Here is a 22,794-nt window from a genome sequence, read left to right on the forward strand (position 1 = left end):
TTCGGCGACTACGCTTTGGCCAGTCGATCGAACGCCTGGAGTTTCGCCAGTAGCGTGGGCATTTCGTCGAGCGGGACCATATTGGGGCCATCGCTCGGCGCGCTATCCGGGTTCTCGTGCGTTTCGATGAACAGCGCGGCCACTCCGACCGCAATCGCTGCCCGCGCGAGTGCGGGTACGAACTCGCGCTGACCGCCCGAGCTTTCCCCCTGTCCACCGGGCTGCTGCACCGAGTGGGTAGCATCGAAGACCACCGGGCAACCCGTCTGTGCCATGATCGGCAGGGATCGCATATCGCTGACCAGCGTATTGTAGCCAAAGCTGGCACCCCGTTCGCACAGCAGCACCCGGTCGTTGCCGCTGTTCACGACCTTGGAGACGACGTTTTTCATGTCCCAGGGCGCGAGGAACTGTCCTTTCTTGATGTTGATCGCACAGCCTGTTTGGGCGGCCGCTACCAGAAGATCGGTCTGACGGCAGAGGAATGCCGGGATCTGCAATACGTCGACCGCCTCCGCTACCGGGGCGCATTGTCCGGCATCGTGAACGTCGGTGATGACCGGGCAGCCGAAACGCTCGCGCACCTCTGCAAATACGCCAAGAGCCTTGTCCATGCCGATGCCGCGAGAGGAGTCAATCGATGTCCGGTTTCCCTTGTCGAAGGACGACTTGTAGATGAACCCGACTCCCAGGGCCTCGCACATCTCGGTGAGCGCGCCGGCCATCTCCATGGCGTGATCGCGGCTTTCCATGGCGCAGGGCCCGGCGATCAGCACGAACGGCTTGTCGTTGGCGATTTCGAGCTTGCCTATGGAAACGGTATTCACTGCACCTGCCCTCAAAACGTGCCGCATTCGGCAAGGATTTCGCCGACGTCGCGACCCTGTGCCGCATACATGCGGATGCGAGCCTCGTTGCTCATGACCTCCCAGGCCGCCGCTTCGACCTCGGCCCAGCGTGCCCTGGGGACTACGATGACGCCATCCCCGTCGGCAAACACGATGTCGTCGTTGCAGACCGGCACTCCGCCCATCGTGACGGGCCGGTTCATCGAGCGCAGCGTGCCTTCGAACTTGATGTCGTTGCAATAGCTGCTGTGCGCATAGACGGGAAACCCCAAGGCGCGAACGTCGGCGGTATCGCGCGTTACGCCGTCGATGACCGCGCCGACAGCGCCCGCGCGAACCGCTAGATTGGCATTGAGATCGCCGAAATAGGCCCGACCGGGGACGTCGGTCGCCACCATGATCACGTCGCCCGGACGAATGAAGCGATAGGAATCCAGCGCGCCGTAAATCCCCTTCCATGCATCCGGCGGATCGCCCGGCCCGATGGCGGCGAGTTCGAGCGTCTTGGCCCGACCGAGAACCTTGCCGCCGGTGGTGGGACGAATATGGGCTGGCAGGACGGCGGGAATCTCCATCTCCTTGCAGATATCGGCAAGAACGGTGGAGGAAAGGTGCGGCGCCATCGCCCGCAAGCGCGTCACCTCGGCAGCACGCTGGCCCGCCGCGACGGTTTCGGCAAACGACAGGTCCGACGCACGATTGATGTCGATCTGCTCGATCGGATCGAGATCGAACAAGATCGGCCGGTTGCCGTACCGACGCACTGGCACCTCGCCCGATGCAGGCCGTCGCACGATGTACAGGCTCATCGCCTCGATCACGGTCGCAGGCAGGTCTACGCTGTTGGGAACGCGGCCCGTGCCATAGGAGGGCGTATCGCCATCCCAGCAATATTGCTTGGCCCTGCTCACACCCACCAGGCTATCGGCTTCGGGAGCGGCCAGGAGCGCTTCGATCGCACGCGTGATGGTCGCCGCGGAGATGAAGGGGGCCGTGCAGAGCAACTGGACCCACATATCCGCGTCGGGACGCTGGCTGCATTCCCATGCGAACATCTCGTGTCCGTCCGTCGCATTGCTGGCGAGCTCAGCCGGGCGCGCAAGACGCGACACGGGCAGATCGGTGGCCAGCTCGGCGATTTCGGCAGACTCAGTGTCCAGGCATACTTCCGTGATGGCCGGGCAATCGAGCGCCTGCCGCAGCTTGCGCTTGAACAAATGCTCTCCGTCCAGGATGGCGACGTTCTTGCCGGGAACCCGCTCGCTGTGCCCCTTGGCGGGTACGAAGGCTACGATGTTCATGGGCTCAGCCTTGCATCAGATCGTTGGTGTGGAGCATGCCGTGAAGGCGCCCGGTGTCGTCCACGACGGGGAGGACGAGCCAGCCGCTGGCAGCCTGGTTTTGCATCAGCATTGCATCGCCGAGGGTCGCCTGCAACGGCACCGTCTGCGGATCGGCCCGCATCAGCGCCCCCGCATTGGCGTGTGCGATGTCGCCGCCCGTTTGCAGATATCGCCTGACGTCGCCGTCGACCACGAGGCCCAAAAGCTGATCCTGTTGGTCGACCACGCAGGCTGCGCCCATGCGCTTTCTCGACATTGTCGTCAGAAGATCGACCAGCGAGGAAGCCGGCCCGACCTTGGGCAGATCCTCCCCCTGCCGCATCAGGGTGGCAACCGGGATGATCTGGCGTCCGAGCAGGCCTGCGGGATGATGCTTGAGGAAATCGTTGCGGGTGAAGCCGCGAGTGCGACTGACCGCCACTGCGAGCGCATCGCCGATGGCGAGGTGCAGCGTAGTGCTGGACGTCGGCGCCATGCCGATATGGTCGGCTTCCCTTTCGACTTCGGCATGGATCAGGTGATCGACCGCGCGAGCCAGTGGCGAATCCCCGCGTCCGATTATGCCTACGAGCGTGCATCCGCGAGCCTTCAGCAGAGGGAGGATGCGCAAGGTCTCCTCGGTCGATCCGCTGTTCGACAGCAGGACGACGGTGCTGCCCGGTTCGACGGCGCCGAGATCGCCGTGCGCGGCTTCGGCCGCGTTCAGGAACAGGGCGGCTGTGCCGAGGCTGGAAAACGTCGCGGCGAGCTTGGCGGCGATGTGCCCCGACTTGCCGACCCCAATCAGGACGATCGGTCGCTCCTGCCGCGCAAGCAACGCGACCGTCTCGGCGATCCCGGTGTGGTGCATGCTCAGGAGCCGGGACAGGGCATCACGCTCGGCAGCGATCACGTCGCAGAACCAGGCCGTGGCGCAATCCGATGCGGCGGCTTCTATGGTGGTGAAGGCGTTCACGCCGCCACCTGTGGGACAAGTGCGAGATAGTGGCCCAACGCGCGCTCCCATCGCCGGGGGTCGACGGGCTCGTCGAGGCGGGCGAGGATATCGGCCCCCTTCAGGTCAGGGTCATTCGGATCAACCACATCGTTCGCGAGGTGATAGGTGAGCCAGGTGCGCGCCCTGTCCGTGTTCGGCCTGCGTGCGTGCTTTTCAGCCACGGCGGGAAGAAATTCGTCGAAGCTCGAATACGCATTCAGCCAGTCCCCGGTCTCGAAGCGCGTCTGACGGACCATGGGAACGCCGAGATATCCGGCCAGCGCATAAATCTTGGAATCGAACAGGATCAGCCCATCGGCCTCCCGCATCAGCAGTGCCGAGGTTCCAGCGCCGCTGGGGTTCTGGCTGGGAAAAAGGCGCGCCCTGGGGCCGAGGGTCTCCACTGCCGCCTTCAGAGCGCGGTTATCGACGTGTTTCTCGTTCAGCGGGTGATTGGTAATCGCCAGAAAAAAGCTGTCATCCACCTCTGCCGCCAGTTCCTTGACCAGCTTCGCATTCGGCGTCGAACCGACCCGGTGCATCGAAAAGAAATTCTCCGGATGTTCGTATTCGAGCGGGAGGAGAAGGGTAGGCCGATCCTTCGGCAGGTCGGCCCAGCCACGAAACGCTTCTTTCTCCTGTTCAACCGCTGCGGTCGAGCGAGCAATCCAGTCCCACAGCGGCGCGCCGAGGCGATCGAGTTCGGCAAGCCGAGCGTCGTCTAGGTCTGGAAGCAGACCGTGGTCGAACGGGCTTTCCTTAAATGTGACCCAGTCATTCGGCAGACCGAGGGGATCGGCCCCGGCTTCCATGATATGGCGAACCACGCCGGGAAAGGCCGCAACCGTTTCGCAATCGGCAGAGCGACACAGGACATAGTCCGGCAATAGCGAGTTGACGAATTCGATAAGGCCGGCGCGATGCGTGGGATCAGTGCGCATGCTCGGATGCGACGGATCGTTCACGATATGCCAGTTCACCGGCAACCGGCCACACAACTGTTGTTCCGGCCTGCCTATCCCGGTGTTTCGCCAAGGTGCTGGAGCGAGCACATGAATCTCGTGCTCCGGCGCCAGCCGCGCGATCAGCGGCGTTACGATGGCTTCGAACCACCATGGCGTGACAACGGGCAGATAGAAGAGAATGCGCATGAATTGCCTCGAGTGAGCCGAGCAGTCCGCGCGCGAGGCGCGTCGGTTCGTTAAGGATCACCGGATAGGCAAAGATGGTTAGCAAAGCGTTAAATCGCATCGCCATCGGGCCAAGGCGAACCGGCCGTGGCCTCACCCGCATGCAGGCGATCCGCGCGCCAGCCGTTGCCAAGGCGCGGGCCGTCATGCCACAACCGCGGCGCTGGCCGACCTTGCCCTAGAAGGATGACACCCCGCCTTGGCCCACTACAGCCCCGATCCGGACCTCGACCCCTACGAGGCAGAAAACGCTTTCTATCTGCAAAGCCACCCCTCGCGTATCGCGAAGCTGCTGGCTCACTACGAACTCTACAGGAAAATCGTGGGACTGCCCGGCTCACTGATCGAGGCGGGTGTCTACAAGGGCGCATCGCTTATGCGGTTTGCAGCCTTTCGCGCCTTGTTGGAGAACGATTACAGTCGCCCCCTGGTGGGGTTCGATGCCTTCGGCAGCTTTCCGCGCACGGCGGTGAGCGGACAGGAAGACCGGACTTTCATCGACGAATTCGAAAGCAGGGGCGGGCCGGGGATCGCGAGGGACAGGCTGTCATCGCTGTTCGCGGAAAAAGGGTACGGAAACATCGCGCTTCATGAAGGCGACATTTTCGACACGCTCCCCGCTTACTTGCGGCAGAACCCCGCCGCCAAGGTGGCTTTCCTGCATCTCGACCTCGACGTGTACGAGCCGACGGCATTCGTCCTGAAGACGCTTGCGCCGCATATGGTGCGCGGGGGCCTCATCGTGTTTGACGATTACGGCCTGGTGAAAGGCGCGACCAGCGCAGCGGACGAGCTGTGTTCGGAACTAAACCTCGAAATCGGTAAGCTGTCGAACTACGAAATTCCCGCATTCATCGTCATGCCCTGACCCGCTATTGACACTTTTGTCAGTTAGTGGAGGATATCGGTAGTCAAGCGCGACCCGGCGTCCGGAGTCGCCGCGAGGGAGAGAGACATGGCGACGCTGGCCGAAAAGCCCGAATTCCGCACCGAACCCAAGGCCTATGACGCGCTCAAGGCGCGGCTGGCGGAACATCCCGAGGAAGCGTGGGAGCATCCCCATCCCTACGACGTCAGCCGGTCCGACATCTATGTCGAGGATCGCTGGCAGCCGATCTTCGCCGAAATGCGCGCCAAGGGACCGCTGCATTACGTCGACAAGGGCCCGGTGGGGCCATACTGGAACGTGGTAAGCCACAAGGCGATCAGCCATGTGGAGGCGCTGCCCGAACTGTTCTCCTCGAGCTGGGAATATGGCGGGATCACCATCCTCAACCGGCTGTCCGACGAACAGCTCGAGGAGATGGGGATCGAGGAGCGCTTCGAACTGCCGATGTTCATCGCCATGGACCGGCCCAAGCACACCGGCCAACGGCGCACCGTGGCGCCCAAGTTCACCCCGTCCGCCATGAAGGACATGGAGGACGAGATCCGCCGGCGCACCGGCGAACTGCTGGACTCGCTGCCACGCGGGAAGACCTTCGACTGGGTGGAGACCGTCTCGATCGAGCTGACCACGGGGATGCTCGCGATCCTGTTCGGCTTCCCCTGGAAGGACCGGCAATTGCTCACCTTCTGGAGCGACTGGGCCGGGGATACCGAACTTGCCATGGTCCGCGCGCTCGACGAGCAGCGGCGCGGCATCCTGCGCGAGATGGCTGCCTATTTCCAGATGCTGTGGATGGAGCGTGCGCAGGGGGACAGGCAGGGCGACGATCTGATCTCCATGATGATCAATTCCGAAGCCATGAACCAGATGGACCCGCAGGAATTCATGGGCAATCTGGTGCTGCTGATCGTGGGCGGGAACGACACGACCCGCAACACCATGAGCGGCATCATCCACGGGCTCGACAAGTTTCCCGATCAACGCAAGCTGTTCGAGGAGGACCCGTCGCTGATCCCCAACATGGTGCAGGAATGCATCCGTTATCAGACCCCGCTCGCGCACATGCGCCGCACCGCGACCGAGGATACCGAGCTGTTCGGGGAACAGATCAAGAAGGGCGACAAGCTGGTGCTGTGGTACCTTTCCGCCAATCGCGACGAGGAAGTGTTCGACAACCCGGACAAGCTCGACATCACGCGCGAGAATGCGCGGCGCCATCTCGCCTTCGGCTATGGCATCCACCGCTGCGTGGGCGCGCGGCTCGCCGAAATGCAATTGCGGGTGCTGCTGGAGGAAATGCACAAGCGCCGGCTGCGAGTGCATGTCGCAGGCGATGTGGAGCGGGTGCGCGCGAATTTCGTGCACGGATTCCGCAAGCTGGAGGTCGAAGTCACCGAGTTCTGAGACCCTGTCGGTTCCGGGCAGTGTTCGACAGGTTCGGCGCGCCCATTCGGGCACCGTTCAGCCGGTCGCTGGTAGATAGGGCTTATGGCCCGAACCAAACCAGACCGTCGCTCTTTCCTCTCCCTGCTGTGCCTGGGGGGTGCCGCCGGCGCGCTTGCCGCATGCAGTTCCTCCCCCGCGCAGGCACGCGACTTTCCCATCGAGCGGAGCGAAGCGGAGTGGCGCAAGCGCCTAAGCGCCCAGCAGTTCGCCGTGCTTCGCCAGGAGGCGACAGAGCGCCCCTATACCAGCCCGCTCAACAAGGAAAAACGCGAGGGCCTGTTCGCCTGCCAGGGCTGCGGGAACAAGGTCTACTCCTCGCGCACCAAATATGACAGCGGCACAGGCTGGCCCAGCTTCTGGGATGCAATCCCCGGATCAGTGGGCACCAAGACGGACAACAAGCTGTTGATGTCGCGCACGGAAGTCCATTGCGCGGATTGCGGCGGGCACCTGGGCCACATCTTCGACGATGGCCCCAAACCGACCGGGAAGCGTCACTGCATCAACGGCGTCGCGCTCAAGTTCATTCCGGCATAATTTCTTCTAATTACGGCAAATCCCGGATGCGCCAGATGTGGAAGGCCGCGCCTGCATCGGTGTCGATTTCCCGAAGCCATGCAGGCACCCGCCCGGCCATCAGCTGGGCGGCCAGGCCGCTGGGCGCTTCACGCCGGTAGATGTCAGGTTCGCCAAGATCATCGCACAAAATCAGGTATTTGGTGCCGCGCGCGGTTAGTACCCGATGCGCGTCTTGCGGGCTTGCCATGAAAGTCTCGATGACAGTCCGCATCGCCGGGCTGCCGCGATGGTGGCCGGTCGCCACGACCGAAAGATCACTTTCCATAAGAACCCAGGGGGATATGTCGAGCGGGGCCAGCGCTTCACCCTGTCCGAGCGCTTTCAGCGCAGGCGCGGCCGCTGCGTAATCGCATGATGTCGCAATGTTTTCGGCGACACCGGCGGCCCCCTTTTTCGGGGCCAGAGCAGCGGCAATCGTTACCGGAATCGAAGGGACGAGGAGGATTGCCAGCACCCAGGCCAGCGCAACAGTGTGGAGGGGCCGCCCTTTGGCCCGGATGCGCCCGTAAAGCTCCTTCACCAGCGCTGCGAGCGGCACCGCCCCGATCACCACCGCAACCGCCCCGGCGCGCATCACCAGCACTCCGATCGCCAGCGCGCCTGCGAGCAGGACCGCGTAATCCACCCAGTCTTCGCGATCCCATTGCCTTACCCGTGCCAGCCAGACCGCGGCGGCGAGCGCCGCCAAGCCGGGGACCAGAACATGCAGCATATCGGCCGGGCGCTGCCGCCAGATCGGCAGGCCTTCCGTGACGCTGTCATACCAGATGCGCTTCACGACCGGGTCCAGCCCCTCGAACCCGCCGCCCGCGCAGCTTGGATCGATCAGCAGCATCGCGGACCCCGACATTGCGCCCACTGCCGCGAGAAGCGCCGCATCGAGCGCGAAGTGCTTCGGCTCCAGCCGCGACAGGGCTGCGACCCCGAGTGCGCCCGCGCCGAACGCGAGCAGATGCGCGCCCTTCAGCGTGTCACAAAACACGGGCGAGGCAGCGCCTAGCCGCGTTGTTACGAAAAAGAATGCCGATCCCAGCGCCAGGCCCGCGCTGCCATGGAGCAGCCATGCACGCCCGTCGGGATCGCGCAACCAGCGCAGGGCGAACACGCCCATAACGACCGCCGCCATCGGCAGGCCTTCGAGAGAGATCGCCAGCCAGGCCGACAGCGCCAATCCGGCGGTCCAGGCGCCGCCCCGCGGATTGCGGGCGAACACGCCATTCGTCGCCAACAGGGCGAGAGCGATCTGCCAGCCGTGATGATCTATCCTGAGTGGCCGCGTCTGATGAAGCAGCGGGACCGTCATCGCCATGATCAGAAGCGCGAAGCCGACTGCTTCCGGCCCCAGCATGCGTTTGGTGAGGATCGCGCCTAGCAGTAAGATCGCGCCAAGAGTGAGGAGAGGAACCGCGACCACCGCAATGCTTTCCGCCGCGCCAGCGCCGAGTAGCGGCGTCAGAGCGGCGATCGCCAGCCCGAGCGGGAGATCGACAAGCCGCGACCAGTGCATGGCCACCCCGCCGCCGGCGCTATCGACCCGCCGCAGAGTCAGGTCGAACCAGCCTTGCCCGCCCAGCCAATCGCGCACCTGGACCAGCCGCAGCTCGTCATCCGGATCGGGAAACTGGCCCGCGACAATCGCCGGGTAGGTCGCGACCAAGAGAATGGCCGCAACCGCCAAGGTGGCGAAGGCGACCAGCCGAAGCAGGGCGCCATCGACCAGGCCACCGGGTACCGTGGGCTTCGCGTAGAGCATTCAATCGGCCTTCGGGCGGAACACGACCTTTTCGCGGAGCACCCAGGTCACGGCGAAACTGACGGCGATGGCGATGGCCTTGCCGATCCGTGGGTCCGCGCCGGCGCCGTGGAACCCGCCCACAATCGCGGTCGTCAGCGCAAGCCCGGCCAGCGCGGATCCCACGAAGAGCGATTTCTGTTTCAGGCGGCCTGCCCCCCGCGCCGCAACGGTGTCGACGAACACCGCACGGCTCGAAAGCAGCCAGTGCGCCGCGATGCCGATGGTGTAGCCGGTGGCCGAGGCCATGGCCGGATTCACCCCGCCGGTCATCAGGGCGAGGAAGCTGCCGGCATCGACCGCGAGCGCGCCGACGCTGGCAAAGATGTAGCGGATCAGGCGAACATCACCCAGTCTTGCGAGATGCGCCGCCATGCGAAATCCCGGTTCCGTTCGGATCAAGCCGCGCGGCGATCGGCTTTGGACGCCACGCGACCAGGAACTTCACGCAGGGAAGCAAGCGCTGCCGCCTGGTCCTCGGTTACCGTCCGGGACGCGATGGCCTTCTCGGCACCTTCGTCGCCCGCCTCGTGATATTCAGCGTCCTCGTTGACGCACCAGGTATCGTAGAGCCGCTCCCCGGCGAGGATATTCTCCACCGTCAGCATGGCGGTCATCATGGCATGATCCTGGTTGTTGTACCGGTGCATGCCGTTGCGTCCCACCAGATGCAGCGTCAGGTGCTTGCCTTCCAGTTCGCGGCGCATGGCATCGACGTTGGCGGCATAATACTCGTCGTAGACGGGATAGGCCTTCTCCTGGCGCACCACCGCGCCGCCCTTGACCTTGGCGGGATCGAGCAGGCCGAGGGTTTTCATCTCGCTGGTGGCGAGTTCGACCAGATCGTGGTCCGACATGGACCACAGCCCATCGCCTTCGAAGCAGAAATATTCGAGACCCACGCACGCCATGGCCTCGTCGGGCACCATTTCCGGCGACCAGCTGCGGAAGTTCTGCACCCGGCCGACCTTCACCTTGCTGTCGTGGATATAGATCCAGTTGTCGGGGAACAGATCCTCCCCTTCGACCATCAAGGCCACGGTCAGGAAATCCCGATATTTGAGGTCGTTAGCCTGCAAGGTGCTGGCCGGCAACGGGTGCAGGCGGCTGGACAGTTCGCGCATCGGGGCCGAGCTGATGGCGTGCGCCGCCTTGATCAAGATTTCCCCGTCCGGGCCGGTCGCCGACAGGCGCCAGCCCCCTTCGCCGTCCGCCGCCAGCTGCTTCATCGCGTGGCCCATGAACACATGACCCTTGCCGGTGGCCAGCATCTTGTCGCGGGCGGCATCCCACATCATGCCCGGGCCGAGACGCGGGTAGCGGAAGGTTTCAAGCAAGGTCTTCACCGCCTGCCCGTCATTGGGTTTTTTGTTGAGGCCCAGCGATCGCTTCAGCCCGTCGGTCACCGCGCCCCAAAGGGAGAGGCCCTTGATGCGCTGAGCGGCCCAGTCGGCGCTCATCTCGTTGCAGGGCATGCCCCACACCTTCTCCGTGTAGGTCTTGAAGAAGATCGAATAGAGCTTCTTGCCGAACTGGTTGCTGGTCCAGTCCTCGAAGCTTTTGACATCCTTCACCGGAAACAGCTTCGACCAACCATAGCTGACCATGCAGGACGTGGAGCGCAGGATGCCGAGATTGCCCAGCGCCTCGAACGCGCGCAGCGGATAGCTGTAGAACTTGCCTTCGTAATAGATGCGGCTCATCCGCGGCCGCTGGATGAAATCGTCGGGCAGAATCTCGTTCCACAGGTCCACGACCTGCTGGCTCTTCGAGAAGAAGCGGTGACCGCCGATGTCGAAGCGGTAGCCTTCGTGTTCGACCGTCCGGCTGATGCCCCCCACATAGGTGGCATCCTTCTCGATCACCGCCACGCTCTTGCCCTGCTTGGTCAGCAGATATCCGGCGGTCAAACCCGCCGGACCCGCGCCGATGATGGCAACGTCGACGGCAAGCTGCCTGGTCACTTCGGTCATGGTATTTGCAAGACCCCCACAATGGTTCGGGGTCGGGGATGAAGGAAACTGGTTAGCGTCCGGTTAAATTGGCGCAGTTAATTTCCCAGCGCGCCTGCCGTCACCAGCAGCGGGCACTGCAGCCGCGCTGTACGCACCGCGAAGTCCGCGAGCGTGAAGGTATCTTCGAAGACCAGCCCGCACGATCCCTCGCGCCGCCAGCGCACCTTGGCGCGGATTGCCGGCAGATGCGGCCCTTCGAGAGTGACCGACTGCGCCAGCGCCAGCTGCCCTTCGGGTTCGAGCCGGGCACCCTGCTGCGAAAGGTTCACGGTGATCGCCGGGATCACGCCGGTAAGCGTGCGCAGCTTGACCGGAATCGCCATCGCGATCCGTAACTGACGGCGGGGGAAGACGGAATTCGCGTGGATCAGGGTCTCGACGGGTACAGGGGTCAAGAAGGTATAGCTGGCTTCGAACCCGTCCTCGCGCACCTTGCGGATTTCGAACATTTCGCCGTTCTGAAGCTCGAGGCCCACGACATCGTCGGTAGGCTGGCGATGGAAGCACTTGAGGCGCACGCCGGTGCTGGAGACGTCTCGCAGCACGCAGACGAATTCACCCTGCGCGCTGACCAGCTTGGCCGCGCGGATCAAAGAGGTGAAGCGCGGTGCATTGCGCTTTTCGTGTTGGGGCCCGCCGCTATCGGCGGGCTCGAATTCGACTGCGACACCCATGCCGGATCAACCCTTGGCTTTGCTTGAAGACCCTCGCGGAGATGTCGGGACTAGCGAAATAAGCCTTATATCGGGCTTATCGGCGCCTATGGGTAAAGGCGTATCGGTAAGAAACCATGATTGCCGAATTCGTCTCCGGCAGTCGCAGCATCACAGCATGGCAGCATGGTCGGTGGTGCGGGTGGCGGGACTCGAACCCGCACGAGCAAAGCTCAGGGGATTTTAAGTCCCCGGCGTCTACCATTCCGCCACACCCGCCGCTCGCACCGTGCTTATTGCGCGCGGGCGCGGCGGGCAACAGCTGCGTGGTCAGCGCGGCTCGTTGAGCATCTTGCGCATGTCTTTTCCGGGCCGGAAATAGGGTACGCGCTTGGCTTCGACATGCACGGATTCGCCGGTGCGCGGATTGCGCCCCTGGCGCGCCTCGCGCTCGCGGGTGGAGAATGCGCCGAAGCCGCGCAGTTCCACGCGGCCGCCCTCGGCCAGCCGCTGCGAGATTTCGTCGAAGAAAATGGTCACCACCTGCTCGACATCCTCGGCACGCAGCTCGGGATTGTCCTTGGCAAGCTGAGACAGCAATTCGGATCGTATCATAATTACCTCCCGGCCCCGCAGGCGCCAGCTCGTCAAAGGTGCGACCCTCGATCAGGCCCTTGGGATAGCGGCCTGTTGCCATCCCTTCCTTGCCAGACACTTATCCGGCCCGCAAGCGGGCGCGGCGCCCATCGCCATCAAAGTTCGGCGAGAAGGTCCTCCGGTGCGATGCCCAGCCGCGTCATCCGGCTGCGCAGGGCCGGCCATTCTTCAGCCAGGAATGCATCGCGTTCCGCGCGGCGGAGCCGATCGGCCGCGCCCTGCGTCACATACATGCCCACGCCGCGTTGCACGGCGACCAGGCCATTGGTCTGAAACTGCTGATAGGCCTTGGCCACGGTAAGGGGGTTGGCGCCCTCCTGCGCTGCCAGCGCCCGTACCGAGGGAAGCATTTCGCCCTCGGGATATTCGCCGTCCATGATCGCCTCCGCGATCATGTCGCGAAGCTTGAGGTAGACGGGCCGCGGCGTGGTAGACATCGAACTTCCCCGGTAACAGTGCTTCAGTGCCATAATACAGCGGGGCGCGCAAGGTCATGGTGCCCCCCTACAACTACCCGCGCAAACGTCAGCTGGTGGCAAGCGTAACTAATGCTTCACATGGCGGATTTGGGCGTTAGGTTGCGGCGCAATCACGGGGAAAGTAGGCGTTTGAATCGCCGAAGACGAGAAGAGGTCAGCACACATGGCAACCACGCAGCCGGCAAACGGCGATTCAATGGGCACGATTCTGGGGCATCCGAAAGGCCTGTTCGTGCTCTTCTTCGCCGAGATGTGGGAGCGCTTCTCCTATTACGGCATGCGGGCCCTGCTCATCCTCTATCTGACAAAGCACTGGCTGTTTTCCGATGGCGAGGCAGGCGTCATCTATGGCGCCTACACCGCGCTGGTTTACATCACCCCGGTTCTTGGCGGCTATCTTGCCGACAAGTACATCGGGCAACGCAAGGCCGTGCTGTACGGTGCGGTGCTGCTGACGTTCGGCCACTTCCTCATGGGATTCGAAGGAACGGGCGGACAGGATCCGGCGGCGCTCAACATCTTCTGGCTGGCCCTGGCCTTCATCATCGTCGGCTCCGGCTTTCTCAAGGCCAATATCTCGGTCATCGTCGGGCAGCTTTACCCGCGCACGGACAAGCGTCGCGACCCGGCCTACACCATCTTCTACATGGGCATTAATCTGGGCGCATTCCTCGGCTCTCTGCTCTGCGGCTATATCGGCGAGACCTACGGTTGGTCATACGGTTTCGGGCTGGCAGGGTTCGGGATGCTGCTCGGCCTGATCGTCTTTGCCTGGGGCAAACCGCTTCTGGTGGGTCGCGGCGAAGCGCCGATCGCGCTCGGCAAGGCCCTGGAATGGGGCATCTATGTCGTCGGTTTGATCGCCGTCGTCGCCTGCTGGTGGATGGTTCAGAACCAGGGCGTGGTCGGCACGCTGCTGGGCGTGTTCGGGGCGATTCTGGTCGCTTATGTGCTCGGCACGGCGGTGGTAAAGCTGCCCGCGGAAGACCGTGACCGGATATTTGCCGCCATGTTCCTCATCCTCGTCTCGATCGTTTTCTGGGCGCTGTTCGAACAGGCGGGCAACTCGCTTAACCTGTTCACCGACCGTCACGTGGACCGTAATTTCTTCGGTTGGGAAATGCCGGCTTCGATGTTCCAGTCGCTCAACGCGGCCTACATCTTCCTGCTGGCGCCGGTCTTCGCTCTGGCATGGACCGCGCTCGGCAAAAGGAATGCGGAGCCATCGGCGCCGTTCAAGTTCGGCCTCGGCGTCATCCAGGTCGGCCTCGGCTTCCTGGTGCTGGTGTGGGGCGCGCAGAGCGCCGGCGTCGATGCCGCCGTGCCGGTCATCTTTATCTTCCTCATCTACCTGCTGCACACGACAGGCGAGCTGTGCCTGTCGCCGGTCGGCCTGTCGGCCATGAACCGCCTTGCGCCCGCGCATATGGCGTCGCTCATCATGGGGACGTGGTTCTTCGCTTCGGCCACCGGCAATTTCGCGGCAGGCCTCATTTCCGCTGCCGCCGGGGGCGAGGGGCTGGAGGGTGAAGAAGCCGGCAAGCAGGTGGTGCTGGACGTCTACTCGACCGTCGGCTGGTACGCGATCGCTATCGGCGTTGCCGTCCTGGTCATCGCTCCCTTGGTAAAGAAGCTGATGCATCTCGACACGCTTCGCGACGACACGGTGGGCGACGACCTGCTCGGTCAGGCGGAAGGCCCTGGCGAAGCACAGGGTGCCGGCATCCATCCCGAAACACGACCCAACTAATTCCATCAAAGGTGGCACAATGATCGCTCGCAGGCTCGTTTTCACGCTTGGGTTGGGGGCGCTCGCGCTTTCCGGCTGCGCTACCACCCCAGCCGGGGGCGGCACGGCGTCGGCCTCGGGAGCAGTGCAATCGCCTGCCGATCCCTATCCCAGCACCTACCGGGCCTATCCCGGACGCCCCGTCGCGCTGGTGGGCGCCACCGTGTTCGACGGGACCGGCAAACGGATCGACAACGGCACCGTGCTGTTGCGCGATGGCAAGGTCGCGGCCGTCGGCGATGCATCGCTCTCGACCGAGGGATTTGACCGGATCGATGCCAGCGGCAAGGTGGTGACGCCCGGCGTCATAGACATTCACTCGCACCTCGGCGTCTATCCCAGCCCCAGCGTGCAGGCACATTCCGACGGCAACGAGGCGACCAGCCCGACCACCCCGGAAGTCTGGGCTGAACATTCCGTCTGGCCGCAGGACCCCGGCTTTACCCGCGCCCTGACCAACGGGGGCGTCACCAGCCTGCAGATCCTGCCGGGCTCCGCCAATCTGATGGGCGGACGTTCGGTCACGCTCAAGAACGTGCCCGCGCGCACCGTTCAGGGCATGAAGTTTCCCGGTGCGCCTTATGGCATGAAGATGGCCTGCGGGGAGAACCCCAAGCGCGTCTACGGCAGCAAGGGCCGCATGCCTTCCACCCGGATGGGCAATATGGCGGTCAATCGTCAGACCTGGCTGGATGCCAAGGCCTATGACGGCAAGAAGCGCGATCTGGCCAAGGAAACCCTGAAGGGCGTGCTCGACGGCAACATTCTGGTTCACAACCACTGCTACCGCGCCGACGAGATGGCACAGGTCATCGATATGTCGAAGGAGATGGGCTATCGCGTCAGCGCGTTCCACCATGCGGTGGAAAGCTACAAGATCGGCGACCTTCTGCGCGAGAACGACATCTGTTCGGCCATCTGGGCAGACTGGTACGGCTTCAAGATGGAAAGCTATGACGGCATTCCGGAAAACGCCGCGCTGCTGTTCAACGAAGGGGCCTGCGTCGTCATCCACTCCGACGATGAATACGGCATTCAGCGGCTCAACCAGGAAGCCAGCAAGGCTGCGGCCGCCGGTCGCCGGATGGGTCTGGAGATTGCCGATGCCGATGTGATCCGCTGGATCACTCTCAACGCGGCCAAGGCCATGGGCATCGATTCGATGACCGGCAGCCTGGAAGCGGGCAAGATGGCGGACGTCGTGCTGTGGAACGGGGATCCTCTGTCCGTCTATTCCCGCCCGGAGAAGGTGTGGGTCGATGGCGCCCTGATGTATGATGCCAACGACCCCCGGAAGCGTCCGGTGACCGATTTCGAACTCGGCCAGATCGGCGCGGGAGAAGCCAAATGAAGCGCCTGACTTTCGCAGCATCGATTGCCTCAGGCGTTCTCGCCCTCGGCGCACTCGCCGCGCCTCTGGCGGCGCAGGACATCGCCATCACCAATGCGACGGTCGCGACTGGCGATGGGTCCGACCCGGTACCCGGGGCCACCGTGGTGATACGCGGTGGGAAGGTGGTCGCCGCCGGGCCCGGCGTGGCTGTTCCCGCCGGCATCCGCAGCGTGGACGGAACCGGCAAATGGGTCACACCCGGCTTCTTCGCCGCGATGAGCCAGCTTGGCCTCGCCGATGTGGATGGGGTGCAGGAATCCAATGACAGCGCCGCGCGCAACTCGCCTTTCGGCGCCGCGCTCGACGTGGTGCCGGCCCTCAATCCCTATTCGCAGGACGTGATGGTTGCGCGTGGACGCGGCATCACTCGCTCCAGCGTGTTCTCCGCGCCCAGCGCCTCCATCTTCGGGGGGCAGGGCGCGGTCGTGGATCTGGGGTCGGACCCGTCCATGGTCACCCGCCCGCGCGCCTTCCAGGTCGTGGCGCTGGGTGAGTACGGCGGTCGGCTGGCCGGGGGCAGCCGGACCAGCGCGCATGCCCTGCTGCGCAACGCCCTGCGCGAAGCGCGGCAGTACGGCAGCGATGCCAAGCTGACCGGGGGCGGCGATCGCGGCGTTCGCCCGCTGGGAGACGACATCCCGGTGGACACGCGGCTGATCGACAACGGCGCGGACCGCGAGGACGTACTGCTTACGCGCTTCGACGCCGCGGCGCTCGTGCCGGTGGTGAACGGGACGCAGCCGCTCTACATTGCCGTTGACCGGGAGGCGGATATCCGCGCCGCTCTGTCGCTGAAAAGTGAATTCCCGCGCTTGCGGATGGTTCTGGTCGGCGCTGCGGAGGGCTGGCGCGCCGCGCGCGAGATTGCCGCGGCCGGCGTCCCCGTGATCGCCGAAGGGATCACCGATCTGCCCTCCAGTTTCGAGCAGATCGCCGCAACCCAGAGCAATGTCGGCCGCATGGTGGCCGCCGGGATCCAGGTGGCCATCGGCGGTCTGATGGGTGGAACCGGCGAACAGCCCGGCAACCTGGGCCAGTACGCGGGCAATCTGGTGGCGCTGACCAAGATACCCGGCGCGACCGGGCTCAGCTGGGGACAGGCTTTCGCGGCCATCACCTCCGTCCCGGCCGCAATCAGCGGACTGTCGGGCCAGATGGGCGTGCTCGCGCCCGGCGCGGCGGGCGATCTGGTGATCTGGGACGGCGATCCGCTGGAAGTGACCAGCGCCCCGACGCAGGTGTTCATCGACGGGATCGAGCAGCCACGCGACGATCACCAGACCGAGCTGCGCGAGCGCTATCGCGATCTCGACACCAGCGACATGCCCAAGGCCTACGACTGGTGAGGCGCGTACTGGCGGCGGCTGTCGCGCTGGGGGCCGCGCTAAATCTGGCAGCCCCCGCCGCCGCGCAGGGGGCGCCGGTGGACCGCTCGCAGGACATGGCGTGGATGACCTCGCAGCAGGCCTATGTGGCGCGGCTGAGCGCGTCCGATGGCTGGCGCTACATCCCCGGCGGGCTCAAGTGGCGCCGGGTGGAAGGCGACGGAAGCGGCGCCCATCCGACGCTCGATGACGTGGTGACGGTGCATTACGCTGGCACGCTGATCGACGGGGAAACCTTCGATTCCAGCTTCGACAGGGGTGAACCGGCGACCTTCCCGCTGGGCCGGCTCATCAAGGCCTGGCAACTGGCCATTCCGGAGATGGGCGTGGGCGACACGATCGAGATCGCGGCGCCCGCGGACCTTGCCTATGGCCCCGTCGGCAAGGGTCCGATACCCGGCGGCGCGACGCTGCTTTTCACGGTCAAGCTGATCGGCATCGAAGGGCGATGAGCTAAGCGCGTCCCGCGTTCCGATCGGCGGATCGCTGCGCGGCCCGTCGAAGGGCAGGAGCGGCGCGCTGGTATGAAGCGGGCGCCTGCTGGAGGGCAAAGGGGATTTGCGTCCGCCCCGGCGCGTGATAGCTTGTCTGCGTCAGGTCTTGGGGAGGACCAAGGATGGACCCGCTCGTCTCGCTCATCGCCGCCAGCATCGCCTTTGTCGGCACGCATTTCGCCCTGTCGCATCCGCTCCGCGAACCCTTGGTCACGGCACTAGGCGATAAGGGCTTCATGCTGCTTTATACGCTCGTGGCGCTGGCAACCTTCTATTGGATGGTGAGTGCATTCGGGCAATCTCCGGCGGGCGACCTGGGCGGTGCGACGGGGGAGATCGGCTGGATCCTGGCGAGCGTGCTCACCCTGCCGGCACTGGTGCTGTTCATCGGCTCTCTATGGAAGAACCCCGCGCTTCCGGCTCCCGGCGCCGAGGTCGCTGCGTCCGCGCGTCCGGTGACCGGCGTCTTCGCGGTCACGCGTCATCCGATGATGTGGGGCTTCGCGCTGTGGGCCATCGCCCATATCGTGCTGTGGTGGGACTGGCGCACCGTGATCCTGGCGAGCGCGATCCTGTTCCTGGCGCTCGTGGGCGCGCATATGCAAGATCGCAAGAAGCGGGTGCTGATGGGTGACGCCTGGGCGAAATGGCAGGCCCGGACGAACTACTGGCCGCGCTGGGGCAAGCTACCGGGCGCGGGGCTGGTCCTGTGGGCGCTTGCCATCGTGCTGTGGCTGGTGCTGACCTACGGCCACATCCAGGCCGCGGGCATACCTGCGGGGATCTGGCGCTGGGTCTAGTCTTCCGGGTGTGCGACCTGTGGTAAATCCTTGAACTCGCTCGCCGAAAACCTGACGCGGCGAAGGGGAGGTATGAGTCGCGCCAGCAGCCCCCCGAGCATCACGATCATTGCCGTAACAACGGCAAATGCCGCCGCGGAAACCATGGCCAGTATCAGACCGGTGATGCCATAGACCGGTTGCCCATTCCAATAGATTCCGGGCCCGCCAGTCAGAGCGATAAGCCCAAAGAAAAGTCCAAAAACGCCCCAGAACATCGTGCCGGATACGAGGCCAAGCTTGAGCAAGCTTCCCGCCGACAAGTGTCCGATCTGCATGGAATCATGCTCCCAATTGTGACCTTAGTGCTTCTTAGGCTCTATCAGGACGGCGACAAGCACGCTCGCCGGCGGTCGTGCGCTAATCGCCAGAAAACCTGGGGCTTCTCTTTTCCAGCAGCGCATCGACGCCTTCCATGTGATCCGCAGTGGAATGCATCAGCGCCTGGGCGTTGGCAGCCATTTCCAGCGCCGCGTCGTAAGTGGTGGAGCGCCCCTGCCGCATCAGGTTCTTGGCCTGCCTCAGAGCGTGGGGAGGCATGGCGGCGACACGTTCGGCCAGCGCATTGGCCTCGATCATCAGCATTTCCGGCTCGACCACCCGACTGATCAGGCCCCATTCGAGTGCCGTTCGCGCATCGATCACGTCGCCGGTATAGAACAGCTCGGCCGCGCGCGCTTCGCCTATGATGCGCGGCAGGATCCAGGTACCGCCATCACCGGGAATGATGCCCAGCTTGAGGAAGGTGACGCCGAACTTCGCTTTCTGGCTGGCGATGCGCATGTCGGCCAGGCAGGCGAGATCGCAGCCAAGCCCGATCGCCGGGCCATTGACCGCCGCGATCAGGGGCACGCGCAGCGCATAGAGCGCGCGCAGGATCTTGTGGATGTTGTTGCGATAGCCATCGGCGATCTCGGGCGCGGAGCCGCCGAAATTGCCGCTCTTTTCCTTCATCGCCTTGACGTCGCCCCCAGCGCTGAACGCTCGCCCCGCGCCGGTCAGGATCACGCAGCGCACAGCCATGTCGGAGTTGATGGCATCGCAGGCTTCGACGAAGGCATCCCCGTCCCCCGCCGCGCCCAAGGGGTTCATGCTGGCGGGACGGTTCAGCGTCAGTGTGGCGACGTGATGCGAGGCTTCGATCTGAAGTAAGGTCATGCGTGAATCGATTAGCATCGCCTACTGCCATTTGCCGGGTTTTTTAATGGTGCGGTGCGTGCAGCCCGCCAAGCAGCAGGGCCGCCGCTTGCCCTCGCGCAGTTCCTCCAGCGCGCGCCCGATCCTTCGCTCGCGCGTCTTGGCCTGTTTGGCATTCTCCAGCGAGCAAATTAATTCGTTGCGCCCGAGCGGGGTCAGCGACAGCCACCGCGCCGCGATACCCGCATCGGCGCCCCAGCGCGGTCACCCGATCTGGCGGCTGGCGTGGACGGTGCTGGGAAGGAGCGGGTCGTTCACAGCAGCGTGGGCTCGGCGGGTGATAGCGCGGGGGCGGAACTGCGCTGGCCCCATTTGTCGTTCGTCCGGGTGAGCACCAGATCGCCGGGCCAGGGTCGGCACAGCGCCCGCGCGGCCTCCGCATCTTCGCCCAGCCATTCACCATGGGCCTCGGGCGCCAGCACCACCGGCATTCGGGCGTGGACCGCGCGCGCGTGCTCGTTCGCATCTGTCATCACCAGCGAATAAACATCGCCCCATTCGTCGGACCGCCGCCACACCCCCGCGCAAGCGAACAGATCGCCGTGTGGCAGGTTCAGCCAGGTGCAGGTCATGGCGCCCTTGGACCCTTCCGCCTCCGCCCAGGCGGTCATGGGGATGACAACAGCGCCGTTCTGTGAAACTGCTGCGCCAGAAGAAGCTGTCCAGCTTGTCGGTGCGGCAGCTGTTGACGGGCTTGGGCTTGAGCGGCTGCCCCTTCGCGCCCTTGCGTTGCAGCGGGAACCCCAGCTCATGCGGCGAGGGGCGCCGTCCGCCACCACCAGCCCGGGATAGCCGGGATAGACCTCGTCGCCCATGTTCGCGCCACCCGTGGCGTCCAGCGTTCCGAACCATTTCGCTACCTCGGGCACGGGCTTCGTCATGCGGTAGAGATTGCACATAGCAGGGCCTGTTAGCACCAGGATGCGGTCGGGCGCTACGCCAAGCCGCGCATGGTTCTCGAGTGGAGCCGTTCGGGGAAGGGCGGAACTTGCGCAGTTCCGGGCGGTATTTCCCTGTAGAGGGGAAATTATTATGAGAATGCTGGGTAGTTTGCTGCTGGTCGTGGCCTTTTTGCTGCTGGCCGCGGTGCTGGTTTCGCTCAGTTCCAGCGACATGTGGTTCATCCGGACCGTCGATCTCATCCGCGAGCCGATGGCCTATTGCGCGGCCGTGCTGCTGGTGGTCGCACTGTTTGCGAAAGGGGCGCGGCGTTGGCTTACGGTAGGCGCGCTGGCGCTGGTGATCGCGATCAACGTCGCGCGCATCTGGCCCTACAGCGCGCTGGCCGGCACCCAGCTGGCACTGGCCGAGCAACCCGCCGGGCCGCTTGGCGCGCGCTGCTTCACCGCGATGGCGGTCAACGTGAAGGTCAAGAACACCGGGTACGGCGACGTGGCGGCACAGGTTCGCCGCATCGATCCGGACGTTCTGTTCCTCATGGAAACCGACGCGAAATGGGTTGCGGAGATGGAACCCGTGCTGGCGAACTATCCCCAGGTCCACCGCCATCCGCAGCCCCACGCTTTCGGGCTGGTCTTCGCCACGCGTCTGCCCACCTCCAAGGTCAATATCGTCGAGAATACACACCGCGACACGCCAACACTCTATGCCACGCTGCAACTCGCAGGTGCCGCCCCGGTGGAATTCATCGGCCTGCATCCCAAGCCCCCGCTTCCGGACTGGAACACCGAGGAGCGCGATCAGAATATCGTGAACGCGGGGCGACAGACGCCGGACCGTCTGCCCAACGCCTTCGTCATGGGGGACTTCAACGACGTGCCCTGGTCGCGAACAACGACTAAGTTCAGGGAGACGGGCGCATGGCGCGACCCGCGCATCGGACGCGGCACCTACCCGACTTTCCCGTCGGATTACCGTGCCTTCGGCTGGCCGCTCGACCAGCTCATGCTGAAGGGAGACCTGGACCTGACGGGATTCGAAGTGCTGCCCGACAACGGTTCGGACCACCGCGCCATGCTGGCCCGGCTCTGCGCCCCTGCGGCGTGACGGTCAGCCGGCTGCGGGGGTACGCTCGCTCCATCAATACATGTGCTGGCCGCCGTTGATGCTCATGGTGGAGCCGGTGACGAAGGCGGCGCTGTCGCTGCACAGGAAGCTGACACCGCGTGCGATTTCCTTCGCCTGGCCGAGCCGACCGACGGGAATCTTGGCGACGATCTTTTCCAGCACCGGTTCGGGCACGGCGGCCACCATGTCGGTATCGATGTAGCCCGGTGCGATCGCGTTGACGGTGATGCCGAAGCGCGCGCCCTCCTGCGCCAGCGCCTTGGTGAAGCCGTGGATACCGCTCTTGGCGGCGGCATAGTTGACCTGGCCGTACTGCCCCGCCTGCCCATTGATCGAGCCGATGTTGACGAACCGGCCCCAGCCCCGATCCTTCATGCCGGCAAAGGCCGCCTTGGCCATGTTGAAGCAGCCGCCGAGGTTAATGCGCATCACCTCGTCCCAGTCGTCATAGGTCATTTTCAGAAGCGTACCGTCGCGGGTGATGCCGGCGTTGTTCACCACCACATCCACCGGGCCGACTTCGCTGGCCACGCGCTCGCAGCCTTCCTGGCAGGCTGCGTGATCGCCCACGTCCCATTTGTAGGATTTGATCCCGGTCGCATCGGTAAAGGCCTTAGCCTTGTCGTCGTTGCCCGCGTAATTGGCGACGACCGTAAAGCCGTCTTCCTGCAGCATTTCGCTGATGGCACGGCCGATGCCGCGTGTTCCCCCGGTGACGATGGCCACTTTACCCATGATGCGGATTTCTCCCAAGCTTGCCGTAGCGTTATTCCCTGATGCGTAAGGGGAAGTGCAGCGTATG

General features: G+C 64.4%; 24 protein-coding genes and 1 tRNA gene. 9 read left to right on the forward strand and 16 right to left on the reverse strand.

Translation table 11 applies throughout. The features are described from left to right. Positions 1-8: 8 nt before the first annotated feature. The 4 genes from kdsA to ACFDTG_RS01120 are packed head-to-tail and all read right to left on the reverse strand — an operon-like array spanning position 9 to position 4,318. On the reverse strand, positions 9-854 hold the full coding sequence (gene kdsA / locus ACFDTG_RS01105) for a 3-deoxy-8-phosphooctulonate synthase (RefSeq protein WP_375289231.1): 846 nt from the start codon (positions 852-854) through the stop codon (positions 9-11). After that, positions 839-2,149: a cytidylyltransferase domain-containing protein gene (locus ACFDTG_RS01110; protein ID WP_375289232.1), complete on the reverse strand. Its 1,311-nt coding sequence runs from the start codon at positions 2,147-2,149 to the stop codon at positions 839-841. The genes kdsA and ACFDTG_RS01110 overlap by 16 nt, the downstream gene beginning before the upstream one ends. Positions 2,150-2,153: 4 nt before the next feature. Beyond that, entirely contained in the window at positions 2,154-3,146 is a 993-nt protein-coding gene (locus tag ACFDTG_RS01115; RefSeq protein ID WP_375289233.1) for an SIS domain-containing protein, read from the reverse strand. Continuing rightward, positions 3,143-4,318 carry a hypothetical protein gene (locus tag ACFDTG_RS01120; protein WP_375289234.1) on the reverse strand — a complete coding sequence of 392 codons (1,176 nt, stop codon included), beginning with the start codon at positions 4,316-4,318 and terminating at the stop codon, positions 3,143-3,145. Before ACFDTG_RS01120 ends, ACFDTG_RS01115 begins: the two co-directional genes overlap by 4 nt. Positions 4,319-4,556: 238 nt before the next feature. Between ACFDTG_RS01120 and ACFDTG_RS01125 the strand changes: the two genes are divergently transcribed. The 3 genes from ACFDTG_RS01125 (at position 4,557) to msrB (ending at position 7,229) form a co-directional block, all read left to right on the forward strand. Beyond that, positions 4,557-5,225, forward strand: a complete 669-nt coding sequence (locus ACFDTG_RS01125; RefSeq protein WP_375289235.1) for a TylF/MycF/NovP-related O-methyltransferase — start codon at positions 4,557-4,559, stop codon at positions 5,223-5,225. A gap of 87 nt (positions 5,226-5,312) precedes the next feature. Continuing rightward, positions 5,313-6,650 carry a cytochrome P450 gene (locus ACFDTG_RS01130; RefSeq protein WP_375289236.1) on the forward strand — a complete coding sequence of 446 codons (1,338 nt, stop codon included), beginning with the start codon at positions 5,313-5,315 and terminating at the stop codon, positions 6,648-6,650. A gap of 84 nt (positions 6,651-6,734) precedes the next feature. After that, complete coding sequence (gene msrB, locus ACFDTG_RS01135; RefSeq protein WP_375289237.1) at positions 6,735-7,229, forward strand: peptide-methionine (R)-S-oxide reductase MsrB; 495 nt, start codon at positions 6,735-6,737, stop codon at positions 7,227-7,229. Between the two features lie 10 nt (positions 7,230-7,239). Here the strand turns inward: msrB and ACFDTG_RS01140 are convergent, their stop codons facing one another. The 7 genes from ACFDTG_RS01140 to ACFDTG_RS01170 form a co-directional block, all read right to left on the reverse strand. Then, a complete protein-coding gene (locus tag ACFDTG_RS01140; RefSeq protein WP_375289238.1) occupies positions 7,240-9,024 on the reverse strand; it encodes a hypothetical protein in 1,785 nt (594 codons plus the stop codon). Continuing rightward, a complete protein-coding gene (locus ACFDTG_RS01145; RefSeq protein ID WP_375289239.1) occupies positions 9,025-9,438 on the reverse strand; it encodes a GtrA family protein in 414 nt (137 codons plus the stop codon). 23 nt (positions 9,439-9,461) lie between these two features. Next, positions 9,462-11,036: an NAD(P)/FAD-dependent oxidoreductase gene (locus ACFDTG_RS01150; RefSeq protein WP_375289240.1), complete on the reverse strand. Its 1,575-nt coding sequence runs from the start codon at positions 11,034-11,036 to the stop codon at positions 9,462-9,464. 77 nt (positions 11,037-11,113) lie between these two features. Then, a complete protein-coding gene (locus tag ACFDTG_RS01155; protein ID WP_375289241.1) occupies positions 11,114-11,752 on the reverse strand; it encodes a PilZ domain-containing protein in 639 nt (212 codons plus the stop codon). 173 nt (positions 11,753-11,925) lie between these two features. Further along, positions 11,926-12,010 (reverse strand) — tRNA-Leu (locus ACFDTG_RS01160). Between the two features lie 51 nt (positions 12,011-12,061). Next, on the reverse strand, positions 12,062-12,346 hold the full coding sequence (locus tag ACFDTG_RS01165) for an integration host factor subunit beta (protein ID WP_375289242.1): 285 nt from the start codon (positions 12,344-12,346) through the stop codon (positions 12,062-12,064). Between the two features lie 137 nt (positions 12,347-12,483). Further along, complete coding sequence (locus tag ACFDTG_RS01170) at positions 12,484-12,825, reverse strand: GntR family transcriptional regulator (RefSeq protein ID WP_375289244.1); 342 nt, start codon at positions 12,823-12,825, stop codon at positions 12,484-12,486. Between the two features lie 205 nt (positions 12,826-13,030). Here ACFDTG_RS01170 and ACFDTG_RS01175 point away from each other — a divergent pair, with 205 nt between their 5' ends. From ACFDTG_RS01175 to ACFDTG_RS01195, 5 genes are all read left to right on the forward strand, one after another. Then, positions 13,031-14,617 (forward strand): peptide MFS transporter, encoded by a 1,587-nt coding sequence (locus ACFDTG_RS01175; protein ID WP_375289245.1) that lies wholly within the window; start codon positions 13,031-13,033, stop codon positions 14,615-14,617. Positions 14,618-14,636: 19 nt separating this feature from the next. Beyond that, the gene (locus ACFDTG_RS01180; protein WP_375289246.1) at positions 14,637-16,007 is read left to right on the forward strand and encodes an amidohydrolase family protein; all 1,371 of its coding nucleotides are present in this window, start codon (positions 14,637-14,639) and stop codon (positions 16,005-16,007) included. After that, positions 16,004-17,395, forward strand: a complete 1,392-nt coding sequence (locus tag ACFDTG_RS01185; RefSeq protein WP_375289247.1) for an amidohydrolase family protein — start codon at positions 16,004-16,006, stop codon at positions 17,393-17,395. The genes ACFDTG_RS01180 and ACFDTG_RS01185 overlap by 4 nt, the downstream gene beginning before the upstream one ends. Next, positions 17,392-17,886 carry an FKBP-type peptidyl-prolyl cis-trans isomerase gene (locus ACFDTG_RS01190; protein WP_375289248.1) on the forward strand — a complete coding sequence of 165 codons (495 nt, stop codon included), beginning with the start codon at positions 17,392-17,394 and terminating at the stop codon, positions 17,884-17,886. The genes ACFDTG_RS01185 and ACFDTG_RS01190 overlap by 4 nt, the downstream gene beginning before the upstream one ends. Positions 17,887-18,050: 164 nt before the next feature. After that, positions 18,051-18,728 (forward strand): NnrU family protein, encoded by a 678-nt coding sequence (locus ACFDTG_RS01195; protein ID WP_375289249.1) that lies wholly within the window; start codon positions 18,051-18,053, stop codon positions 18,726-18,728. Here the strand turns inward: ACFDTG_RS01195 and ACFDTG_RS01200 are convergent. The 4 genes from ACFDTG_RS01200 to ACFDTG_RS01215 all read right to left on the reverse strand — a co-directional run bounded on the left by ACFDTG_RS01200 (position 18,725) and on the right by ACFDTG_RS01215 (position 21,106). Beyond that, complete coding sequence (locus ACFDTG_RS01200) at positions 18,725-19,045, reverse strand: hypothetical protein (protein ID WP_375289250.1); 321 nt, start codon at positions 19,043-19,045, stop codon at positions 18,725-18,727. The genes ACFDTG_RS01195 and ACFDTG_RS01200 overlap by 4 nt on opposite strands. Positions 19,046-19,127: 82 nt before the next feature. Next, positions 19,128-19,925 (reverse strand): crotonase/enoyl-CoA hydratase family protein, encoded by a 798-nt coding sequence (locus tag ACFDTG_RS01205; RefSeq protein ID WP_375289251.1) that lies wholly within the window; start codon positions 19,923-19,925, stop codon positions 19,128-19,130. Positions 19,926-19,946: 21 nt separating this feature from the next. Next, on the reverse strand, positions 19,947-20,144 hold the full coding sequence (locus tag ACFDTG_RS01210; protein ID WP_375289300.1) for a YdeI/OmpD-associated family protein: 198 nt from the start codon (positions 20,142-20,144) through the stop codon (positions 19,947-19,949). 74 nt (positions 20,145-20,218) lie between these two features. Next, positions 20,219-21,106 (reverse strand): SOS response-associated peptidase family protein, encoded by an 888-nt coding sequence (locus ACFDTG_RS01215; RefSeq protein WP_375289252.1) that lies wholly within the window; start codon positions 21,104-21,106, stop codon positions 20,219-20,221. Between ACFDTG_RS01215 and ACFDTG_RS01220 the strand changes: the two genes are divergently transcribed. After that, the gene (locus ACFDTG_RS01220) at positions 20,997-21,971 is read left to right on the forward strand and encodes an endonuclease/exonuclease/phosphatase family protein (RefSeq protein WP_375289253.1); all 975 of its coding nucleotides are present in this window, start codon (positions 20,997-20,999) and stop codon (positions 21,969-21,971) included. The two genes, ACFDTG_RS01215 and ACFDTG_RS01220, sit on opposite strands and share 110 nt — an antisense overlap. Before the next feature lie 33 nt (positions 21,972-22,004). Here ACFDTG_RS01220 and phbB read toward each other — a convergent pair whose 3' ends face one another. After that, on the reverse strand, positions 22,005-22,727 hold the full coding sequence (phbB, locus tag ACFDTG_RS01225) for an acetoacetyl-CoA reductase (protein WP_375289254.1): 723 nt from the start codon (positions 22,725-22,727) through the stop codon (positions 22,005-22,007). Positions 22,728-22,794: the final 67 nt, after the last annotated feature.

This window comes from Qipengyuania sp. (assembly GCF_042095715.1).
Lineage (GTDB): Bacteria > Pseudomonadota > Alphaproteobacteria > Sphingomonadales > Sphingomonadaceae > Qipengyuania.

What these genes read in the sequence shown, in the direction of transcription:
- ACFDTG_RS01155 (WP_375289241.1), bottom strand. Translation starts at nt 11,752, where the DNA reads ATGGGTGTCGCAGTCGAATTCGAGCCCGCCGATAGCGGCGGGCCCCAA.
- ACFDTG_RS01130 (WP_375289236.1), top strand. Translation starts at nt 5,313, where the DNA reads ATGGCGACGCTGGCCGAAAAGCCCGAATTCCGCACCGAACCCAAGGCC.
- ACFDTG_RS01185 (WP_375289247.1), top strand. Translation starts at nt 16,004, where the DNA reads ATGAAGCGCCTGACTTTCGCAGCATCGATTGCCTCAGGCGTTCTCGCC.
- ACFDTG_RS01205 (WP_375289251.1), bottom strand. Translation starts at nt 19,925, where the DNA reads ATGACCTTACTTCAGATCGAAGCCTCGCATCACGTCGCCACACTGACG.
- ACFDTG_RS01175 (WP_375289245.1), top strand. Translation starts at nt 13,031, where the DNA reads ATGGCAACCACGCAGCCGGCAAACGGCGATTCAATGGGCACGATTCTG.
- msrB (WP_375289237.1), top strand. Translation starts at nt 6,735, where the DNA reads ATGGCCCGAACCAAACCAGACCGTCGCTCTTTCCTCTCCCTGCTGTGC.
- ACFDTG_RS01140 (WP_375289238.1), bottom strand. Translation starts at nt 9,024, where the DNA reads ATGCTCTACGCGAAGCCCACGGTACCCGGTGGCCTGGTCGATGGCGCC.
- ACFDTG_RS01220 (WP_375289253.1), top strand. Translation starts at nt 20,997, where the DNA reads ATGAGAATGCTGGGTAGTTTGCTGCTGGTCGTGGCCTTTTTGCTGCTG.
- ACFDTG_RS01200 (WP_375289250.1), bottom strand. Translation starts at nt 19,045, where the DNA reads ATGCAGATCGGACACTTGTCGGCGGGAAGCTTGCTCAAGCTTGGCCTC.
- ACFDTG_RS01150 (WP_375289240.1), bottom strand. Translation starts at nt 11,036, where the DNA reads ATGACCGAAGTGACCAGGCAGCTTGCCGTCGACGTTGCCATCATCGGC.
- kdsA (WP_375289231.1), bottom strand. Translation starts at nt 854, where the DNA reads ATGCGGCACGTTTTGAGGGCAGGTGCAGTGAATACCGTTTCCATAGGC.
- ACFDTG_RS01170 (WP_375289244.1), bottom strand. Translation starts at nt 12,825, where the DNA reads ATGTCTACCACGCCGCGGCCCGTCTACCTCAAGCTTCGCGACATGATC.
- ACFDTG_RS01195 (WP_375289249.1), top strand. Translation starts at nt 18,051, where the DNA reads ATGGACCCGCTCGTCTCGCTCATCGCCGCCAGCATCGCCTTTGTCGGC.
- ACFDTG_RS01110 (WP_375289232.1), bottom strand. Translation starts at nt 2,149, where the DNA reads ATGAACATCGTAGCCTTCGTACCCGCCAAGGGGCACAGCGAGCGGGTT.
- phbB (WP_375289254.1), bottom strand. Translation starts at nt 22,727, where the DNA reads ATGGGTAAAGTGGCCATCGTCACCGGGGGAACACGCGGCATCGGCCGT.
- ACFDTG_RS01165 (WP_375289242.1), bottom strand. Translation starts at nt 12,346, where the DNA reads ATGATACGATCCGAATTGCTGTCTCAGCTTGCCAAGGACAATCCCGAG.
- ACFDTG_RS01120 (WP_375289234.1), bottom strand. Translation starts at nt 4,318, where the DNA reads ATGCGCATTCTCTTCTATCTGCCCGTTGTCACGCCATGGTGGTTCGAA.
- ACFDTG_RS01145 (WP_375289239.1), bottom strand. Translation starts at nt 9,438, where the DNA reads ATGGCGGCGCATCTCGCAAGACTGGGTGATGTTCGCCTGATCCGCTAC.
- ACFDTG_RS01215 (WP_375289252.1), bottom strand. Translation starts at nt 21,106, where the DNA reads ATGAGATCGACGGTCCGGATGAACCACATGTCGCTGGAACTGAGCGAA.
- ACFDTG_RS01180 (WP_375289246.1), top strand. Translation starts at nt 14,637, where the DNA reads ATGATCGCTCGCAGGCTCGTTTTCACGCTTGGGTTGGGGGCGCTCGCG.